This window comes from Blautia parvula (genome assembly GCF_020215665.1).
GTDB classification, from domain to species: domain Bacteria; phylum Bacillota; class Clostridia; order Lachnospirales; family Lachnospiraceae; genus Blautia; species Blautia celeris.
Genome location: NZ_CP084061.1, coordinates 1034620 through 1060340, shown reverse-complemented (window position 1 = coordinate 1060340; position 25721 = coordinate 1034620). Strand labels below are relative to the sequence as shown.

Genomic DNA, 25721 nt, shown 5'->3' with positions numbered 1-25721 from the left:
ATATGGGACTTACATTTAAAGACGTGGATGTGGCATCACTCTCACCGATGATGCAGCATTACGTGAAGACAAAAGAGGAAAATAAAGACTGTATTATATTTTACCGCCTGGGCGACTTTTACGAGATGTTTTTTGACGATGCGGTCACAACATCCCGGGAACTGGAACTGACCCTGACCGGTAAGGACTGCGGCCTGTCCGAGCGGGCGCCCATGTGCGGCGTCCCCTACCACGCGGCAGAAGTCTACATAAACCGTCTGGTGGGGAAGGGCTACAAGGTGGCGATCTGCGAGCAGATGGAGGACCCAAAGGAAGCCAAGGGGATGGTGCGAAGAGAGGTCATCCGCGTGGTCACACCGGGAACCAATCTGAATACCCAGGCACTGGATGAGACGAAAAACAACTATATTATGGCAGTTGTCTATCTGTCCAACCGTTTCGGCATCGCTATTGCGGATGTGACCACCGGTGATTTTATGGTGACAGAGGTGGATAAGATCCGAACCCTTCTGGATGAGGTATACAAGTTCTCACCGGCGGAAATCATCTGTAATGAGGCATTCTGTATGAGCGGCGTGGACCTGGAAGAGATCAGGAACCGGCTGAACATCTCCCTGTATCCGCTGGAGAGCTGGTACTTTGATGATGACCTGTGTGTGAGAACCCTGAAAGAGCATTTCCGTGTGGGGACACTGGAAGGCCTGGGACTGAAGGATTATGAATGTGCTGTCATCGGAGCAGGCGCCCTTTTGACTTATCTGCTGGAAACACAGAAAAACTCCCTGGAGCATATGCGTGCCATCACCCCATACATCACAGACCGTTTCATGGTCATTGACAGTTCCTCCAGAAGGAATCTGGAACTGACGGAAGCCCTCCGTGAGAAAGTGAAGAGGGGTTCCCTTTTGTGGGTTCTGGACAAGACAAAAACTGCTATGGGAGCCAGAATGCTGCGCTCCTTTATTGAGCAGCCCCTCATTGACGAGGATGCCATCAACCGCCGTCTGGATGCCCTGGAAGAGATCAATTCCAGGGAAATGGACCGGGAGGAGATAAGGGAATATCTAAATCCCATTTATGATATGGAGCGTCTGATCGGGCGTGTCAGCTATCAGTCCGCCAATCCACGGGATATGATCTCCTTCAAATCCTCCATCTCCATGATCCCGTATATCAAACAGCTTGTCAAAAGCTTCTCCACAGAAGAGATGCAGTGCGTCTACGAGGATATGGATGACTTAAGAGATCTGTATACCCTTCTGGAATCCGCCATTGTGGAGGAACCGCCTCTTGCCATGAAGGAGGGCGGCATCATCAAAGATGGTTATAATGAAGATGTGGACCATTTCCGCGAGGCAAAAACAAAAGGAAAATCCTGGCTGGCGGAACTGGAAGCCGAAGAGAGGGAAAAGACAGGCATCCGCAATCTGAAGATCAAATACAACAAGGTATTCGGCTATTATCTGGAGGTGACCAATTCCTTCAAAAATATGGTGCCGGAATACTATACCAGAAAGCAGACCCTCACCAACGCGGAGCGTTATATCACTCCAAGGCTGAAGGAGCTGGAAGATATGATCCTGGGGGCAGAAGATAAGCTCTACGCCCTGGAATACGAACTTTTTGTGAATGTGCGCAATACCATCTCCAGGGAGGTGGAGCGGATTCAGCGGACAGCCAAGGCCATAGCCAAGCTGGACACCTATATCTCCCTTGCGCTGGTGGCATCCAGGAACAATTACGTCCGCCCCAAGATCAACACCAAAGGAGTCATTGACATCAAAAACGGACGTCACCCGGTGGTGGAAAAAATGATCCCCAACGACATGTTCATTCCCAATGACACGTACCTGGACAACAGCAAAAACAGGGTATCTGTCATCACCGGACCCAATATGGCAGGTAAATCCACATATATGCGCCAGACCGCCCTGATCGTCCTGATGGCACAGATCGGTTCCTTTGTCCCCGCTGAAAAGGCCAACATCGGCATTGCGGACCGTATCTTTACCCGTGTGGGCGCCTCCGATGACCTGGCAAGCGGTCAGAGTACCTTTATGGTGGAGATGACCGAGGTTGCCAATATTCTGCGGAACGCCACGTCCAGAAGCCTTCTCATCCTGGATGAGATCGGGCGCGGAACCAGCACCTTTGACGGCCTCTCCATTGCCTGGGCAGTCATTGAATATATCAGCAACACGAAAATTCTGGGAGCTAAGACACTTTTTGCCACCCATTACCATGAACTGACCGAACTGGAAGGCAAGCTGGCCGGCGTGAACAATTACTGCATTGCCGTGAAAGAGCGTGGAGACGACATTGTCTTTCTGCGTAAAATCGTGAAAGGCGGTGCGGACAAGAGCTACGGTATCCAAGTGGCAAAACTGGCCGGTGTGCCGGATGTGGTCATTGAGCGGGCAAAAGAACTGGTGGAGGAACTGGTCAGCGCGGACATCACTGCAGCGGTCAAGGATATCGCCTCGGAAAATAAAAAGACGAAGACAAAGCCCCAGGTACATTTGGACGAACTGGACTTAGAGCAGATTTCCCTGTTTGACACCGTGAAGGATGATGATGTGCTGGAGGAACTGAAAAATATTGATGTCTCTAATTTAACACCCATTGACGCGCTGAACACAATTTATAAGCTTCAGAACAAACTGAAGAACAGATGGTGATAGAATTGAGAAAAATTGCTGTTTTAGATCAGAATACCATAGATAAAATAGCGGCCGGCGAGGTGGTAGAACGTCCCGCTTCCGTGGTGAAGGAGCTGGTGGAGAATGCCATCGACGCCGGTTCCTCCGCCATTACCGTGGAAATCAAAGAGGGCGGCATCTCCTTCATACGTGTGACCGACAACGGCGGCGGCATGGTGCGGGAACAGGTGCCCCTTGCTTTTCTGCGCCATGCCACCAGCAAAATTGAGAAGGTGGAAGACCTGATGCGGATATCCTCCCTGGGATTCCGCGGTGAGGCTCTGTCAAGCATTGCAGCAGTCGGACAGGTGGAGCTGATAACCAAAACACCGGAAGCCCTCACAGGTGTGCGCTATCTCATAGAAGGCGGAAAAGAAAAGTCTCTGGAGGAGATCGGCGCGCCCTGCGGCACTACCATAATTGTCCGCAACCTGTTTTTCAACACGCCGGTCAGGGCAAAATTCTTAAAGACAGCCATGACAGAAGCCGGTTATGTGAGTTCCTATATGGAACAGCTCGCTCTGTCCCATCAGGACATCTCTTTTAAATTCATGGTAAACGGACAGACAAAGCTTCACAGCTCCGGCAATGCCAGCCTGAAGGATGTCATCTACGGCATTTACGGCAGGGATATAGCCCGTGAGGTAACCGCCGTGAAGTATGAAAAGAACGGGATTTCCATAGAGGGATTTGCGGGAAAGCCTGTCATTGCAAGAGGCAACCGAACCTTTGAAAATTATTATATTAACGGCAGATATGTAAAAAGCAAGGTGCTCATGAAGGCCATAGAGGATGCCTATAAGCCCTATATGATGCAGCATAAATACCCCTTTGTCTGCCTGCAGTACAACATTCAGGGAGATGAGGTGGATGTAAACGTACATCCCACAAAAATGGAAGTCCGGTTTCAGAACCAGCAGGCTGTTTATCAGGCCACTTATGAGGCGCTCACTTCTGTGCTGGCGCACAGGGAACTGATCCCCGACATTGATTTGGACCAGGGAAAGGACAAGGAGGAGCAAAAACGCGGCGGCAGAAAACCAAACGGCCCGGAACCCTTTGAACAGAGACGAAGAGCAGGCATTTCCAATACACCGCAGAAGCAGAAATCACACATTTACACACCACAGCAGAATACCGGTTTTATAGCAGAGGAAAAACGTCCGTATAAGTACGGAACGGGACCTGAAACTTCAAAATCCGGTTCCGAACAGGGGACCGAAGGTGTTGTGCCCGCTCCCCTTCCTGCAGGCGTGCGCCCCGCTGTTGTACCGTCCTCCCCGGATGCGGATATTCGGCCTTCCGTAAATACTCCGCCTTCCGGCATCGGTGTGCGGCCAGCCACAACTTTCCCTGCACCCGAACATGGAGCGCAGGACATTTCCAACATGGACGCAGAAGAACCGTCATCCATTGCCATAAAGTCTGCAAATGGAACCAAGGCATCAATTGCTGTGCAGCCTGCGAATGAAGCGATGCCTTCAAATGACGCACAGTCCGCAAATGAAACATCACCATCAAATGCCGCACAGCCTGCAAGTGAAACATCACCATCAAATGCCGCACAGTCTGCAAATGAAACATCACCATCAAATACTGCACAGCCCGCCGATGAAATACAACCATTGCCGCAAACCGCAGCAGCAGACCCGGCGGCCACAGCGGTACAGGAGTCAGTATCCGTAATACCGGAAAGCCCCCGGCAGATGGAGCTGTTTGACGACCGGCTTCTCTCCAAAAAAGCCAGACTGCGCCACCGCATCATCGGCCAGCTTTTTGACACATACTGGCTGGTGGAATACGATGAGAAATTTTACATCATTGACCAGCACGCCGCTCACGAAAAAGTGCTTTATGAGCGCTTCATGAAAGAATTCAACCAGCGGGAGATCCTATCCCAGATGGTAAGTCCACCGGAGATCATCGCGCTCAGTCTTCAGGAGGCAGAGCTTTTAAAAGAGCAGATGGAGATATTTGAACAGTTTGGCTTTGAGATTTCTTCCTTCGGCGGCAGGGAATACAGCATCAGCGCTGTTCCGGCCAATCTGTACGGCGTCACGGTTCAGGAACTGTTCATAGAGATTCTGGACAGCCTGGAAACAGAGGGCAGGAGACAGACCCCTGAACTGATAACCCACAGAATCGCCACAGCCGCCTGCAAAGCCGCTGTAAAGGGCAACCAGATGCTCTCCGTCCCGGAAGCGGACAAACTGATCGACGAGCTTCTGGGACTGGAAAATCCTTATCACTGCCCGCATGGAAGACCCACCATTGTCTCCATGACAAAATACGAACTGGAAAAGAAATTCAAACGGATTGTGTAGGTGAATAGCTTGAAAAAACCTTTGATAATACTGACCGGACCTACGGCGGTGGGCAAGACCCACCTGTCTGTCCGGCTGGCTCACGCTGTTGGCGGGGAGATCATCTCCGCGGATTCCATGCAGGTATACCGCCATATGGATATCGGTTCCGCCAAGATCACGAAAGAAGAGATGGACAACATCCCCCATTATCTCATTGATGTGCTGAATCCCGAAGAGGAGTTCCATGTAGTCCGGTTCCAGCAGATGGCAAAAGAGGCCATGGCAAAAATTTACGCCAGGGGAAAGATTCCTATTTTAACCGGCGGTACAGGATTTTATATCCAGGCCGTGGTAAAAGACATTGATTTTTCCGAGGACACGGAAAAAAGCCCGGTGAGACAGCAGCTTGAGCAGGAAGCCAGGGAAAAAGGAGCCGCCTGGATGCACGGACGCCTCCGGGAAGTCGACCCTGCCTCCGCCATAAAAATACATGAAAACAATATAAAACGTGTCATACGTGCCCTGGAATACTATGAACTGACAGGAGAACGCATCTCCGAACACAATGAGCGGGAGGCAGAGAAAACTTCCCCGTACAATACAGCCTACTTTGTCTTAAACGATGACAGAGAGAAACTTTATGCCCGCATTGACCGGCGGGTAGATGAAATGCTGGATGCCGGGCTGGTCCCTGAAGTAAAAAAACTTAAAAACATGGGCTACACCAAAAATATGGTCTCCATGCAGGGCCTTGGATACAAGGAGATTCTGTCCTATCTGGACGAAGAGATCACCCTGGAGGAGGCAGTCTACATTTTGAAAAGAGATACCCGCCATTTTGCCAAGCGGCAGCTTACCTGGTTCCGCAGGGAAAAAGACGTGATATGGGTAAACAAACCGGAATTCTCCTACAATGAGAATGCCATTTTGGAATACATGCTGAAAATATGTAAGGAAAGAGGAATTTGTGATGCAGGAAATGAATGCAGTGTACCGGGAACTGGGAATCAGCAGTGAGGTACTGGCATATGGAAATAAAATAGAACAGGAACTGAAGGAACGCTTTGCAGCCATCGACGATAACGCGGAATATAACCAGATGAAGGTGCTCCTGGCAATGCAGAAAAACAAAGTCAGCGAGGCATGTCTCTACGCCTCCAGCGGCTACGGATACAATGATCTGGGAAGAGATACCCTGGAAGATGTATATGCAGACGCATTCCACGCGGAGGCAGCACTGGTACGGCCCCAGATCGCCTGCGGCACCCATGCCCTTGCGGTTGCTCTTTCCGGCAACCTGCGCCCCGGTGATGAACTCTTCTCCCCTGTGGGCAAGCCATATGACACCCTGGAGGAGGTCATCGGCATCCGCCCGTCCAGAGGCTCCCTGGCAGAATACGGAGTCACCTACAGACAGACGGACCTGCTTCCTGACGGCAGCTTTGATTATGAAAACATCAAAAAGGCCATTAATGAGAAGACAAAACTGGTCACGATCCAGCGCTCCAAAGGATACCAGACCCGTCCCACATTGTCTGTGGAACGCATCGGAGAACTGATCGCGTTTGTAAAGAATATCAAGCCGGATGTCATCTGCATGGTTGACAACTGCTACGGAGAATTTGTGGAACGCATAGAACCCACTGACGTAGGTGCGGATTTGATCGTAGGTTCCCTCATCAAGAACCCCGGCGGCGGCCTGGCCCCCATCGGCGGTTATATTGCGGGCAAAAAAGAATATGTGGAAAATGCGGCTTACCGTCTCACCTCCCCCGGTCTCGGAAAAGAGGTCGGTGCCACTCTTGGCGTGAACCAGCCCTTCTTCCAGGGCTTCTTCCTGGCACCGACCGTGGTGGCCGGAGCGCTGAAAGGCGCTGTCTTTGCAGCCAATATCTATGAGCGCCTGGGCTTTGGAGTGGTACCGAACGGAACGGAAAGCCGCCATGATATTATTCAGGCAGTTACCTTCGGTGTACCGGAAGGCGTCATAGAATTCTGCAAAGGCATTCAGGCGGCAGCACCTGTGGACAGCTATGTGGAGCCGGAACCCTGGGCTATGCCCGGATACGACAGCGATGTCATTATGGCGGCAGGCGCCTTTGTACAGGGTTCCTCCATTGAACTGTCCGCGGACGGCCCCATTAAGCCTCCTTACGCCGTATATTTTCAGGGCGGTCTTACCTGGTACCACGCAAAACTGGGAATCCTCATGTCCTTACAGAAACTCATAGATAAAAAAATAGCGGTACTGCCAATACAGGAGGCATAGATCCATGGAGAAAAAAACTGTCTGCATCATCGGCGGAGGCGCTGCCGGACTGGTAAGCGCCATCTTCGCCGCCAGAAACCACGCATCCGTTATTCTGCTGGAACAAAATGAAAAGCCGGGAAGAAAACTTCTGGCCACAGGAAACGGCAGATGCAATTTGACAAACACTTACCAGCACCCCTCCTGCTACCACGGCAGGCACCCGGAATTTGCCTGGGAGGTCATACAGCAGTTTCCCATGCAGCAGACAGTGGCCTTTTTTTCCAAGCTGGGTATCTACACCAGGAACCGTGACGGCTACCTTTACCCCGCGAGTCTGCAGGCATCCAGTGTGCTGGAGGTTCTGGAAGCGGAGGCCCGTTATCTGAAGGTGAAGATCAAATGCAGAGAACAGGTAACAGATATCTGTGCATGCCCGGACCGGGAGCAGGGCAGATGGCTGGTCAAAACCGCGTCCTGGCAGTATCCCGCCGACAGTGTGATCATCGCCTGCGGTTCACCGGCATCTGAGATTGCAGGCTCCTGTACTTTCGGGTACGAGCTTGCAAAAAAGCTGGGCCATACGCTTATAAAACCGCTCCCCGCACTGGTGCCTCTGGTCTGCAAAGGCAGCTTCTTTAAAAAGTGGGCAGGCGTCCGCGCAGAGGGCTGCGTCTCCCTTGCCGTTGACCGCCGGATTTTCCGGGAGGAGAGAGGCGAGCTGCAGCTCACAGAATACGGCGTCTCCGGAATCCCGGTCTTCCAGCTGAGCGGCTATGCGGTGCGGCTTCTGGATGAGGGTGTGCCCGTACGGCTTTTGCTTGACTTTATGCCGGATTTCACAGAGGAAGCCCTGGAGGCATTTCTGAAAACCCGTATGGATAACTGCCCCTACAAGACTTTGAAGGAAAGCCTTGTGGGACTTTTTCCGAAAAAACTCATTGATGTGCTGACTCAGGATGACAAGACTGACACAGCATCTCTGGTACAGAAAATCAAATGCCTGGAACTGGATGTCAAGGGGCCTCGTTCCCTCGGGCAGGCGCAGGTATGCTCCGGCGGCGTTTCCACAGAGGAGTTATCCGCAGGAACCATGGAATCTTCCCTTCATCCCGGTATCTTTTTCGCGGGGGAAGTGGTGGACACAGACGGTATCTGCGGAGGATATAACCTGCAGTGGGCCTGGTCCAGTGCAGCCATGGCAGGCACTCATGCCGCTTTATAACAGAAAGGTAGATACATGCTCACCATACAACAATTAAAGCTTCCGGTCTCACACACTGAAAACGAACTGGAAAAAAAGATTATAAAAACATTGAAAATAAAAAAAGAAGAGCTTCTTTCCTGGTCCATCCGGAAACAATCCCTGGATGCCAGAAAAAAGCCGGATCTTTTTTTCGTATATACCATTGACGCAGAGGTAAAAAAAGAGAGCACTGTCCTTAAAAGAGTTGACCATAAAATTGTTATGTCAACCAAAAGAGTGCCCTATACCTATCTGCACACGGACAACAGAGACAGACTGCAGCGCCCGGTAGTTGTGGGCAGCGGTCCGGCAGGTCTTTTCTGTGCCTATTATCTGGCTCGTGCAGGTCTTTCTCCCCTTGTCATCGAACGGGGGGACGATGTGGACAGCCGCATGAAAAAAGTACAGTCCTTCTGGGACGGCAAAGCTTTGGATACAGAATCCAACGTGCAGTTCGGGGAGGGCGGTGCGGGAACCTTTTCTGACGGAAAACTGAACACCCTGGTCAAGGACCCTGCAGGCAGAAACCTGGAGGTCCTCCGTCTCTTTGTGGAATGCGGAGCACCGGATGAAATCTTGTATGTGCAGAAACCCCATCTGGGCACGGATCTTCTGGTGACGATTGTAAAAAATCTCAGAAAAAAAATCGAAGCGCTGGGCGGTGAGATCCGTTTCCGAAGCGCACTGACCGGTATCCATACAGAAAAAGGACAGCTTACGGGCATTGAGATCAATCACCGAGAACAGCTTTCTGTTTCCACACTGGTCCTCGCCGTGGGGCACAGCGCCCGGGATACGTTTTCTCTTCTGGAGAAAAGCGGATTTTCCATGCAGGCCAAAGCCTTCGCAGTCGGGCTGCGCATTGAACATCCCCAGACGCTCATCAACCAGTACCAGTACGGCTGCAGAGAACATGAAACCTTAGGAGCGGCAGCCTACAAGCTGACTCACAAGGCAGCGGGAGGCCGGGGGGTGTACAGCTTCTGCATGTGTCCCGGCGGCTATGTGGTCAATGCCTCCTCAGAGGAGGGGATGCTGGCCGTCAACGGCATGAGCTATCAGGACCGCGCCTCAAAAAACGCCAACAGTGCCATAATCGTCACCGTTACACCTGACGACTACGGAAATACCGGCCCCCTTTCCGGCGTGGAATTTCAAAGAGGGCTGGAACGGGCCGCCTGGCGTCTGGGCGGAGGCAGAATTCCCCTTCAGCTTTTCGGTGATTTTAAAGAGAACCGGAAGAGTACCGGACTTGGACAGGTCACGCCCTGCCTGAAAGGAGACTGGTCCTTTGCCAATCTAAGAGAACTTCTGCCCGCCGGTATCAGCAGCGCCCTGCAGGAGGGAATCACATATTTTGACCGCATGATCCCCGGCTTTTCCAGGGATGACGCAATTCTCACCGGTGTGGAGAGCCGTACCTCCTCCCCTGTGCGCATAGAGCGAAATGCAGAGATGGAGAGCAGTATCCGCGGTGTTTATCCCTGTGGGGAGGGTGCCGGATATGCGGGAGGAATCACCTCAGCAGCCATGGACGGCTTAAAAATTGGGGAAGTAATTGTGAAAAAAGTGATAAATTTTTGTTAAGGCATATACATCGTTTTTAATCTGTGCTACAATTAAATCTGCTAAATTTTTTTATGATGCCCATACCATGCTGAAGAGAGTATGTGGAAAATCATATGAATGACAATAGAAAAATCAAAGAAATACCAAATGAAAACCGGCCATACGAAAAGTGTCTGAAGCTTGGAGCCCAGGCACTGACTGATGAAGAACTGCTGGCAGTGCTTTTGCGCTCCGGCTCAAGCGGCAGCTCCTCACTGGAGCTTGCAGGGGAGGTGCTGCACCTTTCCCGGGACAAAGAAGGCCTGCCCGGCCTTCACCAGCTGAGCCTCCAGCAGTTAAAAAGTATACGGGGAATCGGAACAGTGAAAGCCGTACAGCTCAAATGTATCGGTGAACTTTCCAAGAGGATTGCAGTCTCTGTGGCAGAAAAGGGTGTTTCCTTTGATCATCCGGCATCCATTGCCAATTTCTACATGGAGCAGCTCCGCCATCAGGAACAGGAGCTGCTGCTTTGTATGATGCTGGACTGCAAAAATCATCGCCTGGGGGAAGAAACTGTTTTTAAGGGGACTGTAAATATGTCCCTGGTAAACCCGCGGGAAATTTTTCTTGCCGCTCTTTCCTATCACGCGGTGGGAATCCTGCTGGTACACAACCATCCAAGCGGAGACCCGACCCCAAGTAAGGCGGATCTTAACATTACGAAGAGAGTTCAGAATGCCGGCGCAATGCTGGGCATCCCGCTTCTGGATCACATCATTATCGGAGACTGCCGTTACATAAGCTTCCGGGAGCAGGGTTTATTTGAATAAATAGATATATAGAAAGAACGCACAGCGGGCTTTCTTGGTCATAAATAAAGGGGAGCACAATATGCCATTTCATAAAACGTTCGGTGTGGATTTAGGCACCAGTATGGTGAAAATCTATTCCTGCCAGCAGGACACCATCTTAACGGAAAAGAACATGATTGCCATTCGGAACGGAAAACAGATTCTGGCCACAGGCAATGATGCTTATGAGATTTTTGAAAAAAACCCCTCAAATGTCTCGGTCATCACTCCCATGACATTCGGCAAAATTGCAGATATCAACCATACGGAGATGGTTCTGCATTCGCTTCTGGAGAAAGCGGGCGCCGGTACGGTTTTCGGAAATACACTGTACCTTGCAGTTCCCGCGGATTTATCCGAGATAGAAAAGAGGGCCTACTATACAATAGGAAATTCCAGCAGAAAAAATAAGATATATATGGTAGAAAAGACCATCGCCGATGCGGTAGCGCTGGGAATACCCATCAACAAGACAAAAGGCTCCATGGTGGTAAATATCGGGGCACAGAGCTGTGAGATCTCTGTCATTGAAAAGGGCAGAGTGGTTCTGAGTAAAATTGTGGAGATCGGCGGTAAGCAGTTAAATGAATCTATACAAAATATGGTTCGCCGCCGGTGCAATCTGAATATCGGAAGCCGTACTGCCAGGCGCCTGAAATTCTCCCTGGCCTACTTAAAAGAAGACAAAAAAGAGGCCAGGAAAGTGGTGGGAGTGGACAGCCTCACGGGTCTGCCCCAGGAGGGTGTCGTGTCCTCCCGAATGGTTTATGAGGCCATTTTAGAGCCTCTTGGCACTATCTGCGAGGAAATACGCTTTTTTCTTGAGCGGACGCCGCCCCAGATTCGCCAGAACATTTCCAGGGAAGGCATCAATCTCACCGGAGGCACTACAAAAATTCCGGATATCGAATGGTTCATCAGCAGACAGACAGGACAAAAAGTCTGTCTGTCACGGTTCTATGATCTGTGCACCATATACGGTATTAAGGAGATCATAGGAAGCAAGTCTCTCAGAAAATGGGTGAAATAACAGAAAGCACATCCCGTGGACTTTCTGCTGACATGAATAAAAAGCTGAGGTTTTATAGAATGAAAAAAAAGCATGATTGGAACATAAAAAGTAAACACATCCTGGTTGTGATGATTCTGGTGTGCATCAGTTTGATGCTCCTCACCTTCGCAGGAAAATTTCCGGCCGCACCGGTCAGGAAGGCAGCCAGCTACGCCGTTGTACCTTTCCAGAACGGCATCAATAAAGTAGGAACCGCCCTAAGCGATATGACCTCCGGCTTCCGCAATAAAAAAAAGCTGGTGGAGGAGAATAAAAAGCTTCAGAGCAAGGTGGATGAACTCACCGCTGAGAACAGCCGCCTGACCCAGTCCATCAGTGAACTGGACCGTCTGAAAAAGCTTTACGACCTTGACAAAGAGTATAGCGAGTACGACAAGGTAGGTGCTGAGGTCATCAGCAAGAATTCCGGCAACTGGTTTTCCACCTTTACCATCAATAAAGGCAGCGATGACGGCATCCAGAAAGACTGCAATGTCATTGCAGGAAGCGGACTGGTCGGCATAGTCACAGAGGTGGGGAAAAACTGGGCAACCGTTCGGTCCATCATTGATGACACCAGCAACGTGGGTGCCATGACCATGACCACCTCCGACACCTGCATTGTTTCAGGTGACATGCGTCTGATCGATGAGGGCAAACTGCAGTTTATCCATCTCAAAGACCAGGACGATAAAATACAGGAAGGCGAAAAAATTGTTACATCCGCAGTGAGCGACAAATTTCTGAAGGGAATTCTGATAGGATATGTAAGTGAGATAGAAGAAGACCCCAACAATCTTACTAAGACAGGAACTCTGACACCTGCGGTGGACTTTGAACATCTGCAGGAGGTACTTGTGATCAAAGAACTGAAACAGCAGAAGGGAGATTCATAAATGAGAATTCAAAGGAAAGTGGTAACCCTCCTTCTGATTCTGATCTGTGCCATCCTTCAGGGAACCCTTTTCAAGGCCCTTTCCATCGGCTCCATTTCGCCGAACCTGCTGTTGATTCTGACCATTTCCTTTGGCTTTATGCGGGGAAAGAAAAACGGCATCTGGATTGGATTTTGCTGTGGCTTACTGAAGGATCTGCTCTCGGACGGACTGCTGGGCTTTTACGCCTTAGTCTATCTGTGTATCGGCTACGCGGCAGGCTGCTGCTGCAAGCTGTTTTATGACGAGGAGCTGCGTGTTCCCATCATACTCACGGCTGCAGGCGATCTGGTTTACGGCGGCCTGGTTTACGGGATGCAGTATCTGATGCGGGGACGCGTACAATTTTACTATTATTTCGGAAGGATCATCATCCCGGAAATGATCTATACGGTTCTTATGACTGTTCTTCTCTACAGGTTACTCTTTAACATTAACAAGCGGCTGACAGAACTGGAAATGAAGGAGAGAGATTCTATTTGGTTAAGAAAATAAAAAACTTTTTAAAGAAAATTTGTATCAAACGTACCACTGTGCTGTTTCTGGTATTCATTCTTATGTTTTTCATCCTGATACAGCATCTTTTCAAACTACAGATCATAGAGGGAGACGAATACGCCGACAACTTTAATCTGAGCACCACAAAAACACGTACCATCAAGAGCACCCGCGGAAATATCCGTGACCGGAACGGCCAGCTTCTGGCTCATAACCAGTTGTCCTATTCCATTATATTGGAGGATAACGGGACCTATGACTCCAACCGGGAGAAAAACCTGACCCTCAATTATGTGGCCTATTCCCTGATGAAGATTCTGGAGGCCAACGGCGAGTCCCTGGACACCTCCTTTCACATTGTGGTGGATGAGAACGGGGAATATGCCTTCGACGCCACGGATTTCACACTGAACCGTTTTAAGGCCGATGTCTACGGACAGGCTAAGATCGATTCCCTGGAAGAAGACCAGCTGAATGCTTCCGCCAAAAAGATCATGGATTATCTGTGCAGCGCGGAGCGCTTCGGCCTTGTAAATAAAGATGACCCGTACACAGCGGAAGAGCTGAAAAAACATGACCTGCCGGAATCCTTCACCCCGGAGGAAACCCTGGCCATTGTCCGCATCCGTTATGCGCTGTCTGCCAACAGCTTCAAAAAATATGTGCCGGCCACCATCGCTACCAATGTGAGCGAGGAGACCGTTGCCATGGTAATGGAGAATAAGGACAAGCTGCAGGGCGTTGATATTATGGAAGACTCCATCCGCGTGTATGACGACGGCGTGTATTTTGCCCCCATTATCGGATACACCGGCAAAGCCTCCGCAGAGGAATTGGAAGAGTTAAAAAAAGATAATGCGGACTACTCCACAGATGCTGTGATCGGCAAAACAGGAATTGAGCAGTACATGGAGACCACCCTGCAGGGAAAAGACGGGCAGGAGCAGGTAACGGTTGACAACCTGGGCAAAGTACTGCAGATCAATGAGGATTCCAGGATTGAGCCTGTATCCGGTGATGATGTTTACCTGACCATTGACAAGGACCTGCAGGAGCTGGCTTATCATGTACTGGAGCAGAAGATCGCAGGTATCCTTTCCGATAATATTATTATGGCTAAGGAGTTCGACCAGGATTCCACCAACAATGATACCAGCAACATCCGGACACCGATCTATGATGTATATAATGCCCTGATCGGCAACAGCGTCATAGATACCAGTCACTTTAAGGAAGAAGATGCCTCTGAGACTGAGCAGACCATCTACGGCCTGTTCACCCAGAAACAGGCAGAGGTCTTTGAATCCATCCGGCAGGAGCTGACCGCTGCTGCACCGGAGGCCTATAAGGACCTTCCAAAAGAAATGCAGGAGTATCAGAGTTATATTGTCAACGATTTCCTTATGAACAAAAAGGGAATCCTCTCTCTGGACGCCATAGATGCTTCGGACCCGACCTATATCGCATGGACAAAAGACAGTTCCATCAGCTTAAAAGAATTTCTGACTTACGCGGCAAGCCAGAACTGGATCGATATCTCCCAGTTCTACGCGGAGGGAGATTATCTGGATTCCACAGAAGTGTATAATGCACTTTCCGAATATCTGACAGAGTCCCTGACAAATGATTCGGAATTCTCCAAGATCATATATAAATACATGATCCTGTCGGATACCATATCCGGAAACCAGCTCTGTCTGGTTCTCTTTGACCAGGGAATTCTTGAGGCTGACGAGGAGACCTATAACGCCCTTGCCTCCGGACAGAAGAAATCCTATGATTTTCTGAAGGAGAAGATCAGCAGTCTGGAGATCACGCCGGCACAGCTGGCCCTTGATCCCTGCTCCGGCTCTCTTGTGATGACAGATGTAAATTCCGGGGAAGTGCTGGCCTGTGTCACCTATCCCGGATATGACAATAACCGTCTGGCCAATCAGATGGATGTAGATTATTACGCGAAGCTTTCCCTTGACCTTTCAAGGCCCTTCTTTAATAAGGCCACACAGCAGAAGACTGCACCCGGTTCCACATTTAAAATTGTGACGGCAGTAGCAGGAATGGAAGAGGGACTTGTGGACGATAATTATGGTGTGACCTGTACCGGTGAATTTACAAAAGTTACGCCGCCCATCAAGTGCTGGCTGCATACAGGACACGGCTATCTGGGAATACAGGGGGCCATCAAGAATTCCTGTAATACCTTCTTTAACCAGGTGGTCTATGACCTGGGCACGGACTCCGACGGGAATTTCTCGGATTCTCTGGGACTTGAAAAGCTCCGCAAATATGCAGAACTGTTCCAGCTTGACCAGAAATCGGGCCTTGAGATCACAGAAGCCGAACCGCAGATCACAGACGAGGCTGCCGTGGCATCTGCCATCGGACAGGGTACCAACAACTACACAACCTCACAGCTGGCGCGCTACGCCACCACAATCGCAAGCCGGGGAAACATTTATTCGTTGTCCCTTCTTGATAAAGTTACAGACTCCAAAGGAAACCTCATCGAAGACTACACACCGGAGCTGAAGGCTACTATGGATATTCCCAATAATGAATGGGATATCATCCACGCAGGAATGCGGGAAGTAGTAGAAAACAATGATGCCTTCCAGGATTTTGATTACCCGGTATCCGGTAAGACCGGTACCGCCCAGGAGGTTACGACCCGGCCCAGCCACGGACTTTTCATCGGATTTGCTCCATCGGACAATCCGGAGATCGCCATGGCAGTCCGCATTGCCAATGGTTACAGTTCCACCAATGCGGCAGCAGTAGCAAAAGATGTAATCAGCTATAAGTACAATCTTGTGGATAAAGATGCGATCGTGACCGGAACGGCATCCGCAGGCGGAAGTACACAGCAGACAGACTAAACCTTTTTTGAGTCTTGAAAATACGCATGAAAAGTAAAGGCGGTTAATACCGCAGTTTCGCAGCGGTTCAGCTTGTCTGAACTGTTGCGCGGTTTCAAAAAGGATTTAGGAGGATAGGATATGAGTGAAATTATTGTAGTGACTTCCGGAAAAGGCGGGGTCGGAAAAACCACCGTTACGGCAAATCTGGGCCTTGGACTTGCAAAGCTCAACAAAAAGGTTGTCGTGGTGGACACAGACATCGGGCTTCGGAACCTGGATGTGGTTCTGGGGCTTGAGAACAGGATTGTCTATAACCTGATCGATGTCATTGAGGGGAGCTGCCGTATGAAGCAGGCGCTCATCCGGGACAAACAGTGTGACAATCTCTGCCTTCTGCCCTCGGCCCAGACCAGAGACAAGACAGCTATCACGCCTGAACAGATGATTAAGCTGACAGATGATCTGTCAGAAGAATTTGACTATATTCTGCTGGACTGCCCTGCAGGTATTGAACAGGGCTTCAAAAACGCCATTGCAGGGGCGAACCGGGCCATTGTGGTAACCACACCGGAAGTCTCCGCCATCCGTGATGCTGACCGTATCATCGGGCTTCTCCAGGCAAATGAAATGCCAAGAGTACAGCTTATCATCAACCGTCTGCGCATGGATATGATAAGACGCGGGGAGATGATGTCCGTGGAAGATGTCACGGAGATTCTGGCAGTGGAGCTTCTGGGCGCGATCCCGGATGACGAGGCTGTGGTCATTGCCACGAATCAGGGGGAACCTCTCTGCGGGCAGGATTCCATGTCAGGACAGGCATTTTTGAACATCTGCCGCAGGATAGCGGGAGAGGATGTACCTTTCCTGAATTTCCAGGCAAAGCAGGGTGTATTCAAAAGGCTGTCCGGTATCTTTAAAAAATAATAAGGTAAGGGAGGGCCTGCGTGTTGATTCATTTTCGGAATAAACGTTCCGGTCATGTAGCAAAAGACCGGCTGAAGCTTCTCCTCGTATCCGAGAGGCTGGATTGTTCTCCACAAATGATGACCATGCTTCAAAACGATATGATCCGTGCAGTGAGCAGATATTTCACCGTACAGGAACAGAAAGTGGAAATCCGTTATCTGAAGGATACCACCACCGTTTTGGCAAAGATTCCTCTGAAAGCAGATATACAGGAATCCTATCCCGGTTTTTAGGAACAGGTAAAAAAGGACTTTAAGGATAAAACTAGGTGTTTTCATGATTAAACAATATAAACTACGCGACTATAATTTCAGACTGGTGCTGTTTCTGGTTGTGCTCACCTTTATGGGAGTGCTGCTGGTAGGAAGTGCGGAACCGGATCTGCAGAAAAAGCAGTTCTTCGGTATGATGCTGGGGTTTATCGTCATGGTGATCATATCCCTGATGGATTTCAGCTGGATCCTGAACTTTTACTGGATCATGTATGTGGGCAATATCCTCATGCTTCTTCTGGTACGGCTGTTCGGTACGGAATCAAAAGGTGCCGCCAGATGGCTGAGTATCGGAAGTTTCCAGTTCCAGCCCACAGAGCTGTCGAAGATCATCATCATTCTGTTTCTCGCACGCTACTTAATGGAACACGAGGAAGATTTGAATACATTTAAGACAATATTGAAGACAGTGGTGCTGATCGCCATACCTCTGCTTCTGATTTATAACCAGCCGGACTTGAAAAATACCATCACAATTGCTATACTTTTCTGTATACTGCTGTATCTCGCAGGACTGAGTTATAAAATTATAGGCGGGGCGCTGCTGATCGCCATACCTCTGGTGGTTGTATTTCTGTTCATCGTCATACAGCCGGACCAGAAGCTCATAAAAGATTACCAGAGAGACCGAATCATGACATTTTTGTATCCGGAGGAGGAGGAGTATTCCGACGATGTCCTCCAGCAGCAGAATTCCATCATGGCCATCGGTTCCGGAAAACTGACAGGAAAAGGATTAAACAACAATGAGGTGGCAACTGCCAACAAGGGAAACTTTGTATCGGAGAGCCAGACAGACTTTATCTTTTCCGTTGCGGGTGAGGAACTGGGATTTCTGGGCTGTACGGCGCTGCTGCTGCTTATGTTTTTGATCATCTTTGAATGTATGAGGACGGGCAGGAGGGCCAAGGATCTATCCGGCAGCCTTATATGCTACGGTATGGCTTCCATAATAGCAGTACAGAGCTTTATCAACATCTGCGTGGCAACGGGACTTGGCCCCAACACAGGTACGCCGCTTCCCTTTGTCAGCTATGGGCTTTCTTCCATGGTAAGCCTTTATATCGGTATGGGACTGGTGTTAAATGTCAGTCTTCAGAAAAACAGAACCTACAGGGAGGTAGAAAAATCGTGAACATCGGATTAATCGCACACAACTCTAAGAAAAAATTAATGCAGAACTTCTGCATTGCCTACAGGAGCGTCCTGTCAAAAAATGACCTGTACGCCACCGGCACAACAGGCAGGCTCATTGAGGAGGCTTCCAATCTAACAGTACACAAATTCCTGGCCGGACACCTGGGTGGTGAACAGCAGATGGGCGCTTTGATCGAGCAGAACCAGATGGACCTTATCATTTATCTGCGTGAGCCGCTGGCACTGCAGAAGCATGATCCGGATGTAAAACGGATTTTTCATCTGTGTGATACACATAATATCCCGCTGGCAACCAATCTTGCAACAGCAGAAATGATGATCAAATCACTTGACAGAGGAGAGTTAGACTGGCGTGAAATGTACAAATAAACCGAAAAAAAGGCTTTCCAAAAAAGCACAGAGAAAACGTAAGATCAGACGCACCCTGTTTCTCAGTATGTTTTTCGTCATCCTGCTTCTTGCAGGTGTCCTGGGGATTTTCATGCTGAAGGGAAAACAGGCGGTGGATGCACCCATGGCTTTTAAGCTGACCACCGAAGTATTCGGTCAGACCATAGGCGAGGATTCCCTGGTGGCGGAAGGCGTGGCAGCGGATTTGTGCGTGGGCGCAGGTGACACACCTCTGGAAGGGATCGAGACTCAGGGGGAGGAGAGGGCAGCGCTCTTTGACATCAAAGATAAAAAACTGCTTTTTTCAAAATCTCTGTATGAGAAATCCTATCCGGCCAGTATCACCAAGATCATGACAGCACTGGTAGCTCTTGATAAGGCCAACATGGATGAGGTTGTGACCATTCAGGCACAGGACGTCCAGCTTGAGGCAGATTCCCAGGTCTGCGGGCTTTTGGAGGGAGACCAGATATCCATGGACCAGCTCTTCCATGCGCTTCTTGTCTATTCCGCCAATGACGCGGCCATGGCTATTGCCAGAACCGTAGGCGGCAGTGTGGAAAGCTTTGTGGATATGATGAATGAGGAGGCCCAGCGTCTCGGTATGACGGGAACACATTTTGTGAACCCACACGGTCTTCACGATGATGACCATTACACCACGGTCTACGACATTTATCTGATGTTAAATGAAGCCATGAAACATCAGGAGTTCACAGATATCACCCAGTTAAGCAATTATACCATTAATTACAAAGCAGCGGACGGAACTGCCATGCAGAAGTGGCTGGATGCCACAGACCAGTATCTGACAGGCGAGTCCAGCGCACCAAAGGGCGTTACCATCCTGGGCGGCAAGACCGGTACCACGGGAAAAGCAGGCGCCTGCCTGGCTTTAATGGTACAGAATAACTATGGGGAACCATATGTGTCCATCGTTCTGGATGCAGAAAACAAACCTGTTTTGTATGAGCGAATGAACCAGCTTCTGGAGAAAGTGAACCGTTCCTGAAGAAAAAATGAAATTTCAAAAAATAGCAGAAATTTTTTATTTTACCATTGTATTTTTGAACGAAATGCACTATAATTAATTCCAAGATAACCACGTTTTTAGTAAATATACATATTACGTGCGGCTAAGGAGGAAAATGCGATGGTTCAGTTAATTGTAGGTGAAAAAGGTAAAGGAAAGACAAAAATTCTTCTAGACAAGGCTAATGCTGAGGTCAAGAACGCGAACGGCTCAGTTGTTTACTTAGATAAGAGTACAAAGCACATGTATGAGCTGAATAATAAAATCCGTCTGATTGATGTGATGGAATACGGTATTGAGAACAGTGATGAATTCGTTGGTTTTATCCGCGGTATTGTTTCCCAGGATCATGATCTGGAGCAGATGTACCTGGATGGTTTCCTGAAGATTTCCAGACTGGAATCCTGTCCGGAGAATATTTCAAAAGTTATGGCCAGCCTTGAAAAGATTTCAGAGACTTATAAGATTTCCTTTATTATCAGCCTTTCAAAAGACGAAAAGGATCTTCCTGAAGATGTAAAGCATATGATCGTTACATCCTTATAAAATAAACAAAACAAAAGAGCAAAAAGCCGCTGCACACCCTGAAAAAACCAGGCGTGCGGCGGCTTCTTTTTGTGCGTGCTCAGCGGTCACCCAGAGATGTGATCCTTCCGAAGAGGCTCAGCAGATAGAGTCCGCAGATTCCTACGATGACATATACAATTCTGGAAAGCCATGTCATGTCTCCGAACAGGAATGTAACCAGATTAAAACGGAACAGTCCGATTAATCCCCAGTTGAGGGCACCGATAACGGTAATAACCAATGCGGTATAATCTAATCCATTTGATTTCATGATAATTCCTCCTTTATCTTTTTCTATTTTCTGCATTATTTATAATTTTTATACAATAAAATTGGCTATTGTACTTAAATGCTGAAAATGTTAAAATGGAAAACGATAATGAAAGGAGATTTTCATTCCAATTGAGAGAAAAAATATTGACATTCATAAAAAACCTGCTGAAAATCATAAAAAAGATTTTTACTTTTAATATCGCCACACTGCTTTTCGGGGCACTGTTCATTTATATGCTGATAACGGTTCTGCTCTATATCACCTCCACCCATGTCACTTCCTATCAGGTGACAGCCGGACCCTTGTCCAGGAACCCGGTCAGCACAGCCTTAGCTGTCAGAGATGAGGAGATCGTCACTGCGGAAAGCCCCGGATATGTGCGCTACTATGCCAGGGAGGGAATGAAAGTACGCAAGAACGGCAATGTCTATGCTCTGAGTGATACCAAAAATGTCAAGGCTGACATCACACTGTCCAAAGACCAGTTGGAGGAAGTACGCGCTGGGATCGCGGATTTTTCCAACAACTTCAGCGGTACGGATTTCTACGATACCTACAGCTTCAAATATGAGATGCAGGGTCTTATCTTCCAACAGGCATTATCTTCCCAGAAAGCGCCGGCTGACGCTGTGGAGGATGACGAAGAGGAGAGCGGCGTAACTGTCATCCAGGGGTCCAAGACTTTTGGAAACCAGGTGGTACATACAGCGCCGAATGCCGGTCTTGTGGTGTATTCCACAGACGGGTATGAGGGAAAGACCGTGGAGGATCTGACGGAGGAAGATTTCAGCCAGAAAGCCTACGAGAAAAATGACCTTCTCACAGACGAAGAGATCAAGGCCGGAGACCCGGTCTATAAACTGATCCGGGATGATAACTGGACCCTTATGGTCCCTCTCTCCGATAAACTGGCTGCCAAGCTTGCAGACCGCAGCAGCATCAAAGTGAAGTTTTTAAAGGACGGCGAGACACAGACAGGACAGCTCTCCATAATGAATGTGGGAAGCCAAAAAGTGGCGAAGATCGCCCTGAAAAACGGCATGGTGCGCTATGCTGCTGACCGGTTTCTGAAGATAGAACTGGTCATCAACACCCAGAGCGGTTTAAAAATACCCATGAGCTCTATTGTCACCAAAGAATTCTATATGATTCCCTCTTCTTTTCTGACGAAAGGCGGCAACGAGGATTCCGCCGGATTTCTCCGGGAGACAGTCACCAAGGGCGGCGAAAAGACAACAGAGTTTGTATCAGCCACGATTTATAAAAATACAGCGGAAGAGAGTCAGGATACAGAGGTATCCGAAAACACCGATGACACCGGCTCCAAGGACGGTTATTGTTATGTGGACAAGCAGACCTTTAAGGACGGGGACGTACTCCGTAAGCCGGAAACAGAGGAAACCTTTGTGGTCGGTGAGATTGATTATCTGGAGGGCGTCTACAGCATGAACAAAGGATACGCGGTGTTCCGGCAGATTGATATCATTGACCAGAATGAAGAATACTGTATTGTAAAAACCAACACTTCTTACGGTCTGGAAGCCTTTGACAGAATTGTGGAGGACGGAGAGAGCGTAAAAGAAGAAGATATACTGACAGGAAAGTAAGGAGAGATGAAACATGAGTGTATGTGAAAATTATCTTGCAGTGGAAGAAAAAGTAAAAGAAGCCTGCCGGCGTGCCGGAAGGAGCCGGGATGAGGTTACCCTGATCGCAGTGAGCAAGACAAAACCCATGTCCATGATAGAGGAGCTTCTCCCTCTGGGCGTAGTGGATTTCGGCGAGAATAAGGTACAGGAGCTGACCGCCAAGGAGGAGGCACTTCCCTCCCATATCCGCTGGCACATGATCGGGCATCTGCAGAGAAATAAAGTAAAATACATTGTGGACAAAGCCTTTCTGATCCACTCCGTGGATTCCCTGCGCCTGGCAGAGGCAATCAGCCAGGAAGCCGGAAAGAAAAATGTCACAGCCAATATTCTCATTGAGGTCAATGTGGCCGGTGAGGACAGCAAATTCGGTGTACGCCCGGAAGAGACGGCAGCACTGGCAGAGGCCATTTCAAAACTTCCGAATATTTCGGTGAAGGGCCTGATGACCATCGCACCATTTGTTGAAAATGCTGAAGAAAACAGGGAAGTTTTTAGAAATTTAAGAAAATTAAGTGTTGACATTGAAGAGAAAAAATTTAATAATGTTACTATGGCCGTGCTCAGCATGGGCATGACTGGTGATTATGAGGTTGCCATTGAAGAGGGTGCCACCATGGTCCGTGTAGGAACCGGCATCTTCGGAGAAAGAGATTATAGCAAATAAGATTGGAGATTTTATCATGGGTGTTTTAGATAAGTTTTTAGATGCAATCAAAGTGAACGACGATTACGACGATGACGAATTTCTGGATGATGAGTTCGATGACGACTTCGATGACGAAAAACCCAAGAGACGTTTCTTCAAAAAATTAGAGGAAGATGATGACGACTTAGATGACTACGAACCGCGCAGAAGAGCGGAGAAACAGCCTGCTCCCAAAGCTGCCAAGACAGCCAAACCGCAAAAGACGGTCAAGTCCCCATCTTCAGCTTCCGCTTCCTCCTCCAAGGTTACCCCGATGCGTCAGGTAAAAAGAACAGGCAGCGCGATGGAAGTCTGCGTGATCAAGCCCACCAATATGGAAGATACCAGAGAGATTGCAGATACACTGATCGCCAACTGCACCGTTATCCTGAACCTGGAAGGCCTGGATATGGAAGTTGCACAGAGGATCATTGATTTTACTTCAGGTTCCTGCTATTCCATAGGCGGAAGCCTGCAGAAAGTGTCCAGCTACATATTTATTCTGACACCGGCAAGCGTGGACATTACAGGAGACTATCAGCAGATATTAAGCGGTGCTTTTGACATCCCGTCCATACGGACCGAATATTAAGGACAGAGTGGACAAACCATGGAAAAAGAAGTTTTATTTGAAAAACGTATGAAAGAGTTAAGTAAGAATGCCTATTACCGCGGTGTTCTTACTTTCTCTGATTTTCTGGACTTAAATGAATTGCATATGTTGCACAGCCTGCCAAAGAATGAATCAGGGGTCAAAGTGGAGACCTTCGGAGGCTATGCATTGGCAGAGCGTCAGATGGCAGCATTCATCCCTGATGCTCTTTTCTTTCAGCAGGATTATCCCATCTCCTGCATCCAGATCCGGCCTGCGGCGGAGAAATTCGCAGAGAGCCTGACGCACAGGGATTATCTGGGAGCCATATTAAACCTGGGTATTGAGAGAAGCAAGATCGGGGATATCCTGGTGGACGGGAAGACAGCCCATGTCTTCTGCCATGAGAACATGGCGCCGTTTCTCATGCAGGAATTGTGCCGCGTCCGCCATACGAACGTAGTGCCAAAGCTTCTTGATGCGCTGGAGGATGTGCCTGTCCTGAAAACAGAAAAAGTTTCCGGTACGGTTTCCTCTGTGAGGCTGGACAGTGTCATCGCACTGGCATTTTCCACTTCCAGAAGCAGTATCATCTCTCTGATCGAAGGGGGAAAGGTATTTGTGAACGGAAAAAACATCCTCTCCAACGGATATAACCTGAAGGAAGGGGATATTGTGTCTGTGCGCGGCAGAGGAAAATTCCGTTTTGAGGAAGTAGGAGGCATCACAAAAAAGAACAGGTATCATATAAGCCTGGCCAGATATTGTTAAGACAGGAGTGAAAAGAATGACAGCAGACATATTACAGGTTAGAAGAGACGGGGATTTTTCCTATCCCATTATATTCCGCAAGGATTTTTCGGATTTATCCGCGCAGCTTAAGAGACTGGAATTCTCCGGGAGAAAATTCTGCATTGTGACGGACAGCACGGTTGCTCCGCTGTATTTAAATACCGTGAAAAAAGAGCTGGAACGGTGTGCCTGCTTTGTGACTTCCCATGTGCTTCCCGCCGGGGAGGAGAATAAGACACTGGAACAGGTCCAGGGGATATACCAGCATTTGATCGAAATGCACTTTGACCGGAAGGATTTTCTGGTTGCCCTCGGGGGCGGTGTGGTAGGTGATATGACCGGATTTGCGGCGGCTACCTATCTGCGGGGAATTGACTTTATTCAGGTACCCACCACACTTCTGGCCCAGGTGGACAGCAGTATCGGCGGCAAGACAGGTGTGGATTTCTTAAAATACAAAAATATGGTGGGTGCGTTCCATCAGCCCCGCATGGTATATATGAATGTGAGCACATTGTGCACGCTGCCCCTGGAGCAGTTTTCCTGCGGTATGGGGGAGGTTGTGAAACATGGATTTATCCGTGACGCCTCCTATTCCCGTTGGCTGTATGAAAACCGTGCCAAAATACTTGCCCTTGACACGGATACCCTTTCCGAGATGATCTGCAGAAGCTGTGTCATCAAAAAGACTGTGGTTGAAAATGACCCCACAGAACAGGGAGAACGGGCTGTTCTGAATATGGGCCATACAGTTGGCCATGCAGTTGAAAAGCTAAAGGATTTCCGCCTGCTCCACGGTCAGTGCGTGGCAGTCGGCACGGTGGCCTCCGCATACTTATCCATGCGGCGCGGCATGATCACAGTGGAGGAGTATGAAAATGTAAAGCAGCTTCTGGAGGCTTTTGGCCTGCCTGTTTCCACAGACGGGCTGCGCGCAGAGGAAGTATTAAGCGTCACAAAGTCCGATAAAAAAATGGAACAGGGCAGGATCAAATTCATTCTTATGAAAGAACCGGGATACGCGGTGGTGGATAAGACCGTGACAGATGAAGAACTGCTCACCGCTATCCGGGAAATACTGGAGTAGCCGCAGG

23 protein-coding genes are annotated in these 25721 nt (G+C 49.0%); 22 read left to right on the top strand and 1 reads right to left on the bottom strand.

The window, feature by feature from the left end:
* Nucleotides 1-2 precede the first annotated feature (2 nt).
* The 17 genes from mutS (at nt 3) to LC508_RS04970 (ending at nt 20611) form a co-directional block, all read left to right on the top strand.
* Nucleotides 3-2678, top strand: coding sequence for a DNA mismatch repair protein MutS (gene mutS / locus LC508_RS05050; protein ID WP_103732160.1), 2676 nt, complete (start codon nt 3-5; stop codon nt 2676-2678).
* On the top strand, nt 2672-5023 hold the full coding sequence (gene mutL, locus LC508_RS05045) for a DNA mismatch repair endonuclease MutL (RefSeq protein ID WP_103732161.1): 2352 nt from the start codon (nt 2672-2674) through the stop codon (nt 5021-5023). The genes mutS and mutL overlap by 7 nt, the downstream gene beginning before the upstream one ends.
* Nucleotides 5024-5032: 9 nt before the next feature.
* Nucleotides 5033-6022 carry a tRNA (adenosine(37)-N6)-dimethylallyltransferase MiaA gene (miaA, locus tag LC508_RS05040; protein ID WP_181014467.1) on the top strand — a complete coding sequence of 330 codons (990 nt, stop codon included), beginning with the start codon at nt 5033-5035 and terminating at the stop codon, nt 6020-6022.
* Nucleotides 5976-7274: a methionine gamma-lyase family protein gene (locus LC508_RS05035; RefSeq protein WP_033142425.1), complete on the top strand. Its 1299-nt coding sequence runs from the start codon at nt 5976-5978 to the stop codon at nt 7272-7274. Before miaA ends, LC508_RS05035 begins: the two co-directional genes overlap by 47 nt.
* A gap of 4 nt (nt 7275-7278) precedes the next feature.
* Entirely contained in the window at nt 7279-8478 is a 1200-nt protein-coding gene (locus tag LC508_RS05030; RefSeq protein WP_033142424.1) for a BaiN/RdsA family NAD(P)/FAD-dependent oxidoreductase, read from the top strand.
* Nucleotides 8479-8493: 15 nt separating this feature from the next.
* Nucleotides 8494-10086: an NAD(P)/FAD-dependent oxidoreductase gene (locus LC508_RS05025; RefSeq protein WP_118594110.1), complete on the top strand. Its 1593-nt coding sequence runs from the start codon at nt 8494-8496 to the stop codon at nt 10084-10086.
* A gap of 95 nt (nt 10087-10181) precedes the next feature.
* Nucleotides 10182-10880, top strand: coding sequence for a RadC family protein (radC, locus tag LC508_RS05020; RefSeq protein WP_033142422.1), 699 nt, complete (start codon nt 10182-10184; stop codon nt 10878-10880).
* Nucleotides 10881-10941: 61 nt separating this feature from the next.
* Nucleotides 10942-11931, top strand: coding sequence for a rod shape-determining protein (locus LC508_RS05015; protein WP_054353440.1), 990 nt, complete (start codon nt 10942-10944; stop codon nt 11929-11931).
* Nucleotides 11932-11990: 59 nt separating this feature from the next.
* Nucleotides 11991-12848 carry a rod shape-determining protein MreC gene (gene mreC, locus LC508_RS05010; RefSeq protein WP_033142445.1) on the top strand — a complete coding sequence of 286 codons (858 nt, stop codon included), beginning with the start codon at nt 11991-11993 and terminating at the stop codon, nt 12846-12848.
* Nucleotides 12849-13382: a rod shape-determining protein MreD gene (mreD, locus tag LC508_RS05005; RefSeq protein WP_081960454.1), complete on the top strand. Its 534-nt coding sequence runs from the start codon at nt 12849-12851 to the stop codon at nt 13380-13382.
* Nucleotides 13367-16261 (top strand): penicillin-binding transpeptidase domain-containing protein, encoded by a 2895-nt coding sequence (locus LC508_RS05000; protein WP_033142420.1) that lies wholly within the window; start codon nt 13367-13369, stop codon nt 16259-16261. The genes mreD and LC508_RS05000 overlap by 16 nt, the downstream gene beginning before the upstream one ends.
* Before the next feature lie 120 nt (nt 16262-16381).
* Nucleotides 16382-17170, top strand: a complete 789-nt coding sequence (gene minD / locus LC508_RS04995) for a septum site-determining protein MinD (RefSeq protein ID WP_033142419.1) — start codon at nt 16382-16384, stop codon at nt 17168-17170.
* Between the two features lie 23 nt (nt 17171-17193).
* Nucleotides 17194-17445 (top strand): cell division topological specificity factor MinE, encoded by a 252-nt coding sequence (gene minE, locus LC508_RS04990; RefSeq protein WP_033142418.1) that lies wholly within the window; start codon nt 17194-17196, stop codon nt 17443-17445.
* Between the two features lie 43 nt (nt 17446-17488).
* Nucleotides 17489-18619, top strand: a complete 1131-nt coding sequence (locus LC508_RS04985; protein WP_033142417.1) for an FtsW/RodA/SpoVE family cell cycle protein — start codon at nt 17489-17491, stop codon at nt 18617-18619.
* The gene (locus tag LC508_RS04980) at nt 18616-19011 is read left to right on the top strand and encodes a methylglyoxal synthase (RefSeq protein WP_225305321.1); all 396 of its coding nucleotides are present in this window, start codon (nt 18616-18618) and stop codon (nt 19009-19011) included. Before LC508_RS04985 ends, LC508_RS04980 begins: the two co-directional genes overlap by 4 nt.
* The gene (locus LC508_RS04975) at nt 18995-20044 is read left to right on the top strand and encodes a D-alanyl-D-alanine carboxypeptidase family protein (protein ID WP_033142415.1); all 1050 of its coding nucleotides are present in this window, start codon (nt 18995-18997) and stop codon (nt 20042-20044) included. Before LC508_RS04980 ends, LC508_RS04975 begins: the two co-directional genes overlap by 17 nt.
* A gap of 141 nt (nt 20045-20185) precedes the next feature.
* Entirely contained in the window at nt 20186-20611 is a 426-nt protein-coding gene (locus LC508_RS04970; protein WP_033142414.1) for a hypothetical protein, read from the top strand.
* 79 nt (nt 20612-20690) lie between these two features.
* Here the strand turns inward: LC508_RS04970 and LC508_RS04965 are convergent, their stop codons facing one another.
* Nucleotides 20691-20903 carry a DUF378 domain-containing protein gene (locus LC508_RS04965; protein ID WP_033142413.1) on the bottom strand — a complete coding sequence of 71 codons (213 nt, stop codon included), beginning with the start codon at nt 20901-20903 and terminating at the stop codon, nt 20691-20693.
* A 131-nt stretch (nt 20904-21034) separates the two neighbouring features.
* Between LC508_RS04965 and LC508_RS04960 the strand changes: the two genes are divergently transcribed.
* From LC508_RS04960 to aroB, 5 genes are read left to right on the top strand one after another with little or no spacing between them, the layout of a single operon-like run.
* A complete protein-coding gene (locus LC508_RS04960; RefSeq protein WP_103732764.1) occupies nt 21035-22513 on the top strand; it encodes an HlyD family efflux transporter periplasmic adaptor subunit in 1479 nt (492 codons plus the stop codon).
* Between the two features lie 13 nt (nt 22514-22526).
* Nucleotides 22527-23222, top strand: coding sequence for a YggS family pyridoxal phosphate-dependent enzyme (locus tag LC508_RS04955; RefSeq protein ID WP_033142411.1), 696 nt, complete (start codon nt 22527-22529; stop codon nt 23220-23222).
* Between the two features lie 16 nt (nt 23223-23238).
* Complete coding sequence (locus LC508_RS04950) at nt 23239-23835, top strand: cell division protein SepF (protein ID WP_033142410.1); 597 nt, start codon at nt 23239-23241, stop codon at nt 23833-23835.
* Between the two features lie 18 nt (nt 23836-23853).
* Nucleotides 23854-24606 carry a YlmH family RNA-binding protein gene (locus tag LC508_RS04945; RefSeq protein WP_033142409.1) on the top strand — a complete coding sequence of 251 codons (753 nt, stop codon included), beginning with the start codon at nt 23854-23856 and terminating at the stop codon, nt 24604-24606.
* Nucleotides 24607-24622: 16 nt separating this feature from the next.
* On the top strand, nt 24623-25714 hold the full coding sequence (gene aroB, locus LC508_RS04940) for a 3-dehydroquinate synthase (protein ID WP_033142408.1): 1092 nt from the start codon (nt 24623-24625) through the stop codon (nt 25712-25714).
* Nucleotides 25715-25721: the final 7 nt, after the last annotated feature.

Bases quoted from the DNA above. Each gene is read 5' to 3' on its own strand.
- mutS (WP_103732160.1), top strand. From the start codon at position 3: ATGGGACTTACATTTAAAGACGTGGATGTGGCATCACTCTCACCGATG.
- mutL (WP_103732161.1), top strand. From the start codon at position 2,672: ATGGTGATAGAATTGAGAAAAATTGCTGTTTTAGATCAGAATACCATA.
- LC508_RS05035 (WP_033142425.1), top strand. From the start codon at position 5,976: ATGCAGGAAATGAATGCAGTGTACCGGGAACTGGGAATCAGCAGTGAG.
- LC508_RS05030 (WP_033142424.1), top strand. From the start codon at position 7,279: ATGGAGAAAAAAACTGTCTGCATCATCGGCGGAGGCGCTGCCGGACTG.
- LC508_RS05025 (WP_118594110.1), top strand. From the start codon at position 8,494: ATGCTCACCATACAACAATTAAAGCTTCCGGTCTCACACACTGAAAAC.
- radC (WP_033142422.1), top strand. From the start codon at position 10,182: ATGAATGACAATAGAAAAATCAAAGAAATACCAAATGAAAACCGGCCA.
- LC508_RS05015 (WP_054353440.1), top strand. From the start codon at position 10,942: ATGCCATTTCATAAAACGTTCGGTGTGGATTTAGGCACCAGTATGGTG.
- mreC (WP_033142445.1), top strand. From the start codon at position 11,991: ATGAAAAAAAAGCATGATTGGAACATAAAAAGTAAACACATCCTGGTT.
- mreD (WP_081960454.1), top strand. From the start codon at position 12,849: ATGAGAATTCAAAGGAAAGTGGTAACCCTCCTTCTGATTCTGATCTGT.
- minD (WP_033142419.1), top strand. From the start codon at position 16,382: ATGAGTGAAATTATTGTAGTGACTTCCGGAAAAGGCGGGGTCGGAAAA.
- LC508_RS04985 (WP_033142417.1), top strand. From the start codon at position 17,489: ATGATTAAACAATATAAACTACGCGACTATAATTTCAGACTGGTGCTG.
- LC508_RS04970 (WP_033142414.1), top strand. From the start codon at position 20,186: ATGGTTCAGTTAATTGTAGGTGAAAAAGGTAAAGGAAAGACAAAAATT.
- LC508_RS04965 (WP_033142413.1), bottom strand. From the start codon at position 20,903: ATGAAATCAAATGGATTAGATTATACCGCATTGGTTATTACCGTTATC.
- LC508_RS04955 (WP_033142411.1), top strand. From the start codon at position 22,527: ATGAGTGTATGTGAAAATTATCTTGCAGTGGAAGAAAAAGTAAAAGAA.
- LC508_RS04950 (WP_033142410.1), top strand. From the start codon at position 23,239: ATGGGTGTTTTAGATAAGTTTTTAGATGCAATCAAAGTGAACGACGAT.
- LC508_RS04945 (WP_033142409.1), top strand. From the start codon at position 23,854: ATGGAAAAAGAAGTTTTATTTGAAAAACGTATGAAAGAGTTAAGTAAG.
- aroB (WP_033142408.1), top strand. From the start codon at position 24,623: ATGACAGCAGACATATTACAGGTTAGAAGAGACGGGGATTTTTCCTAT.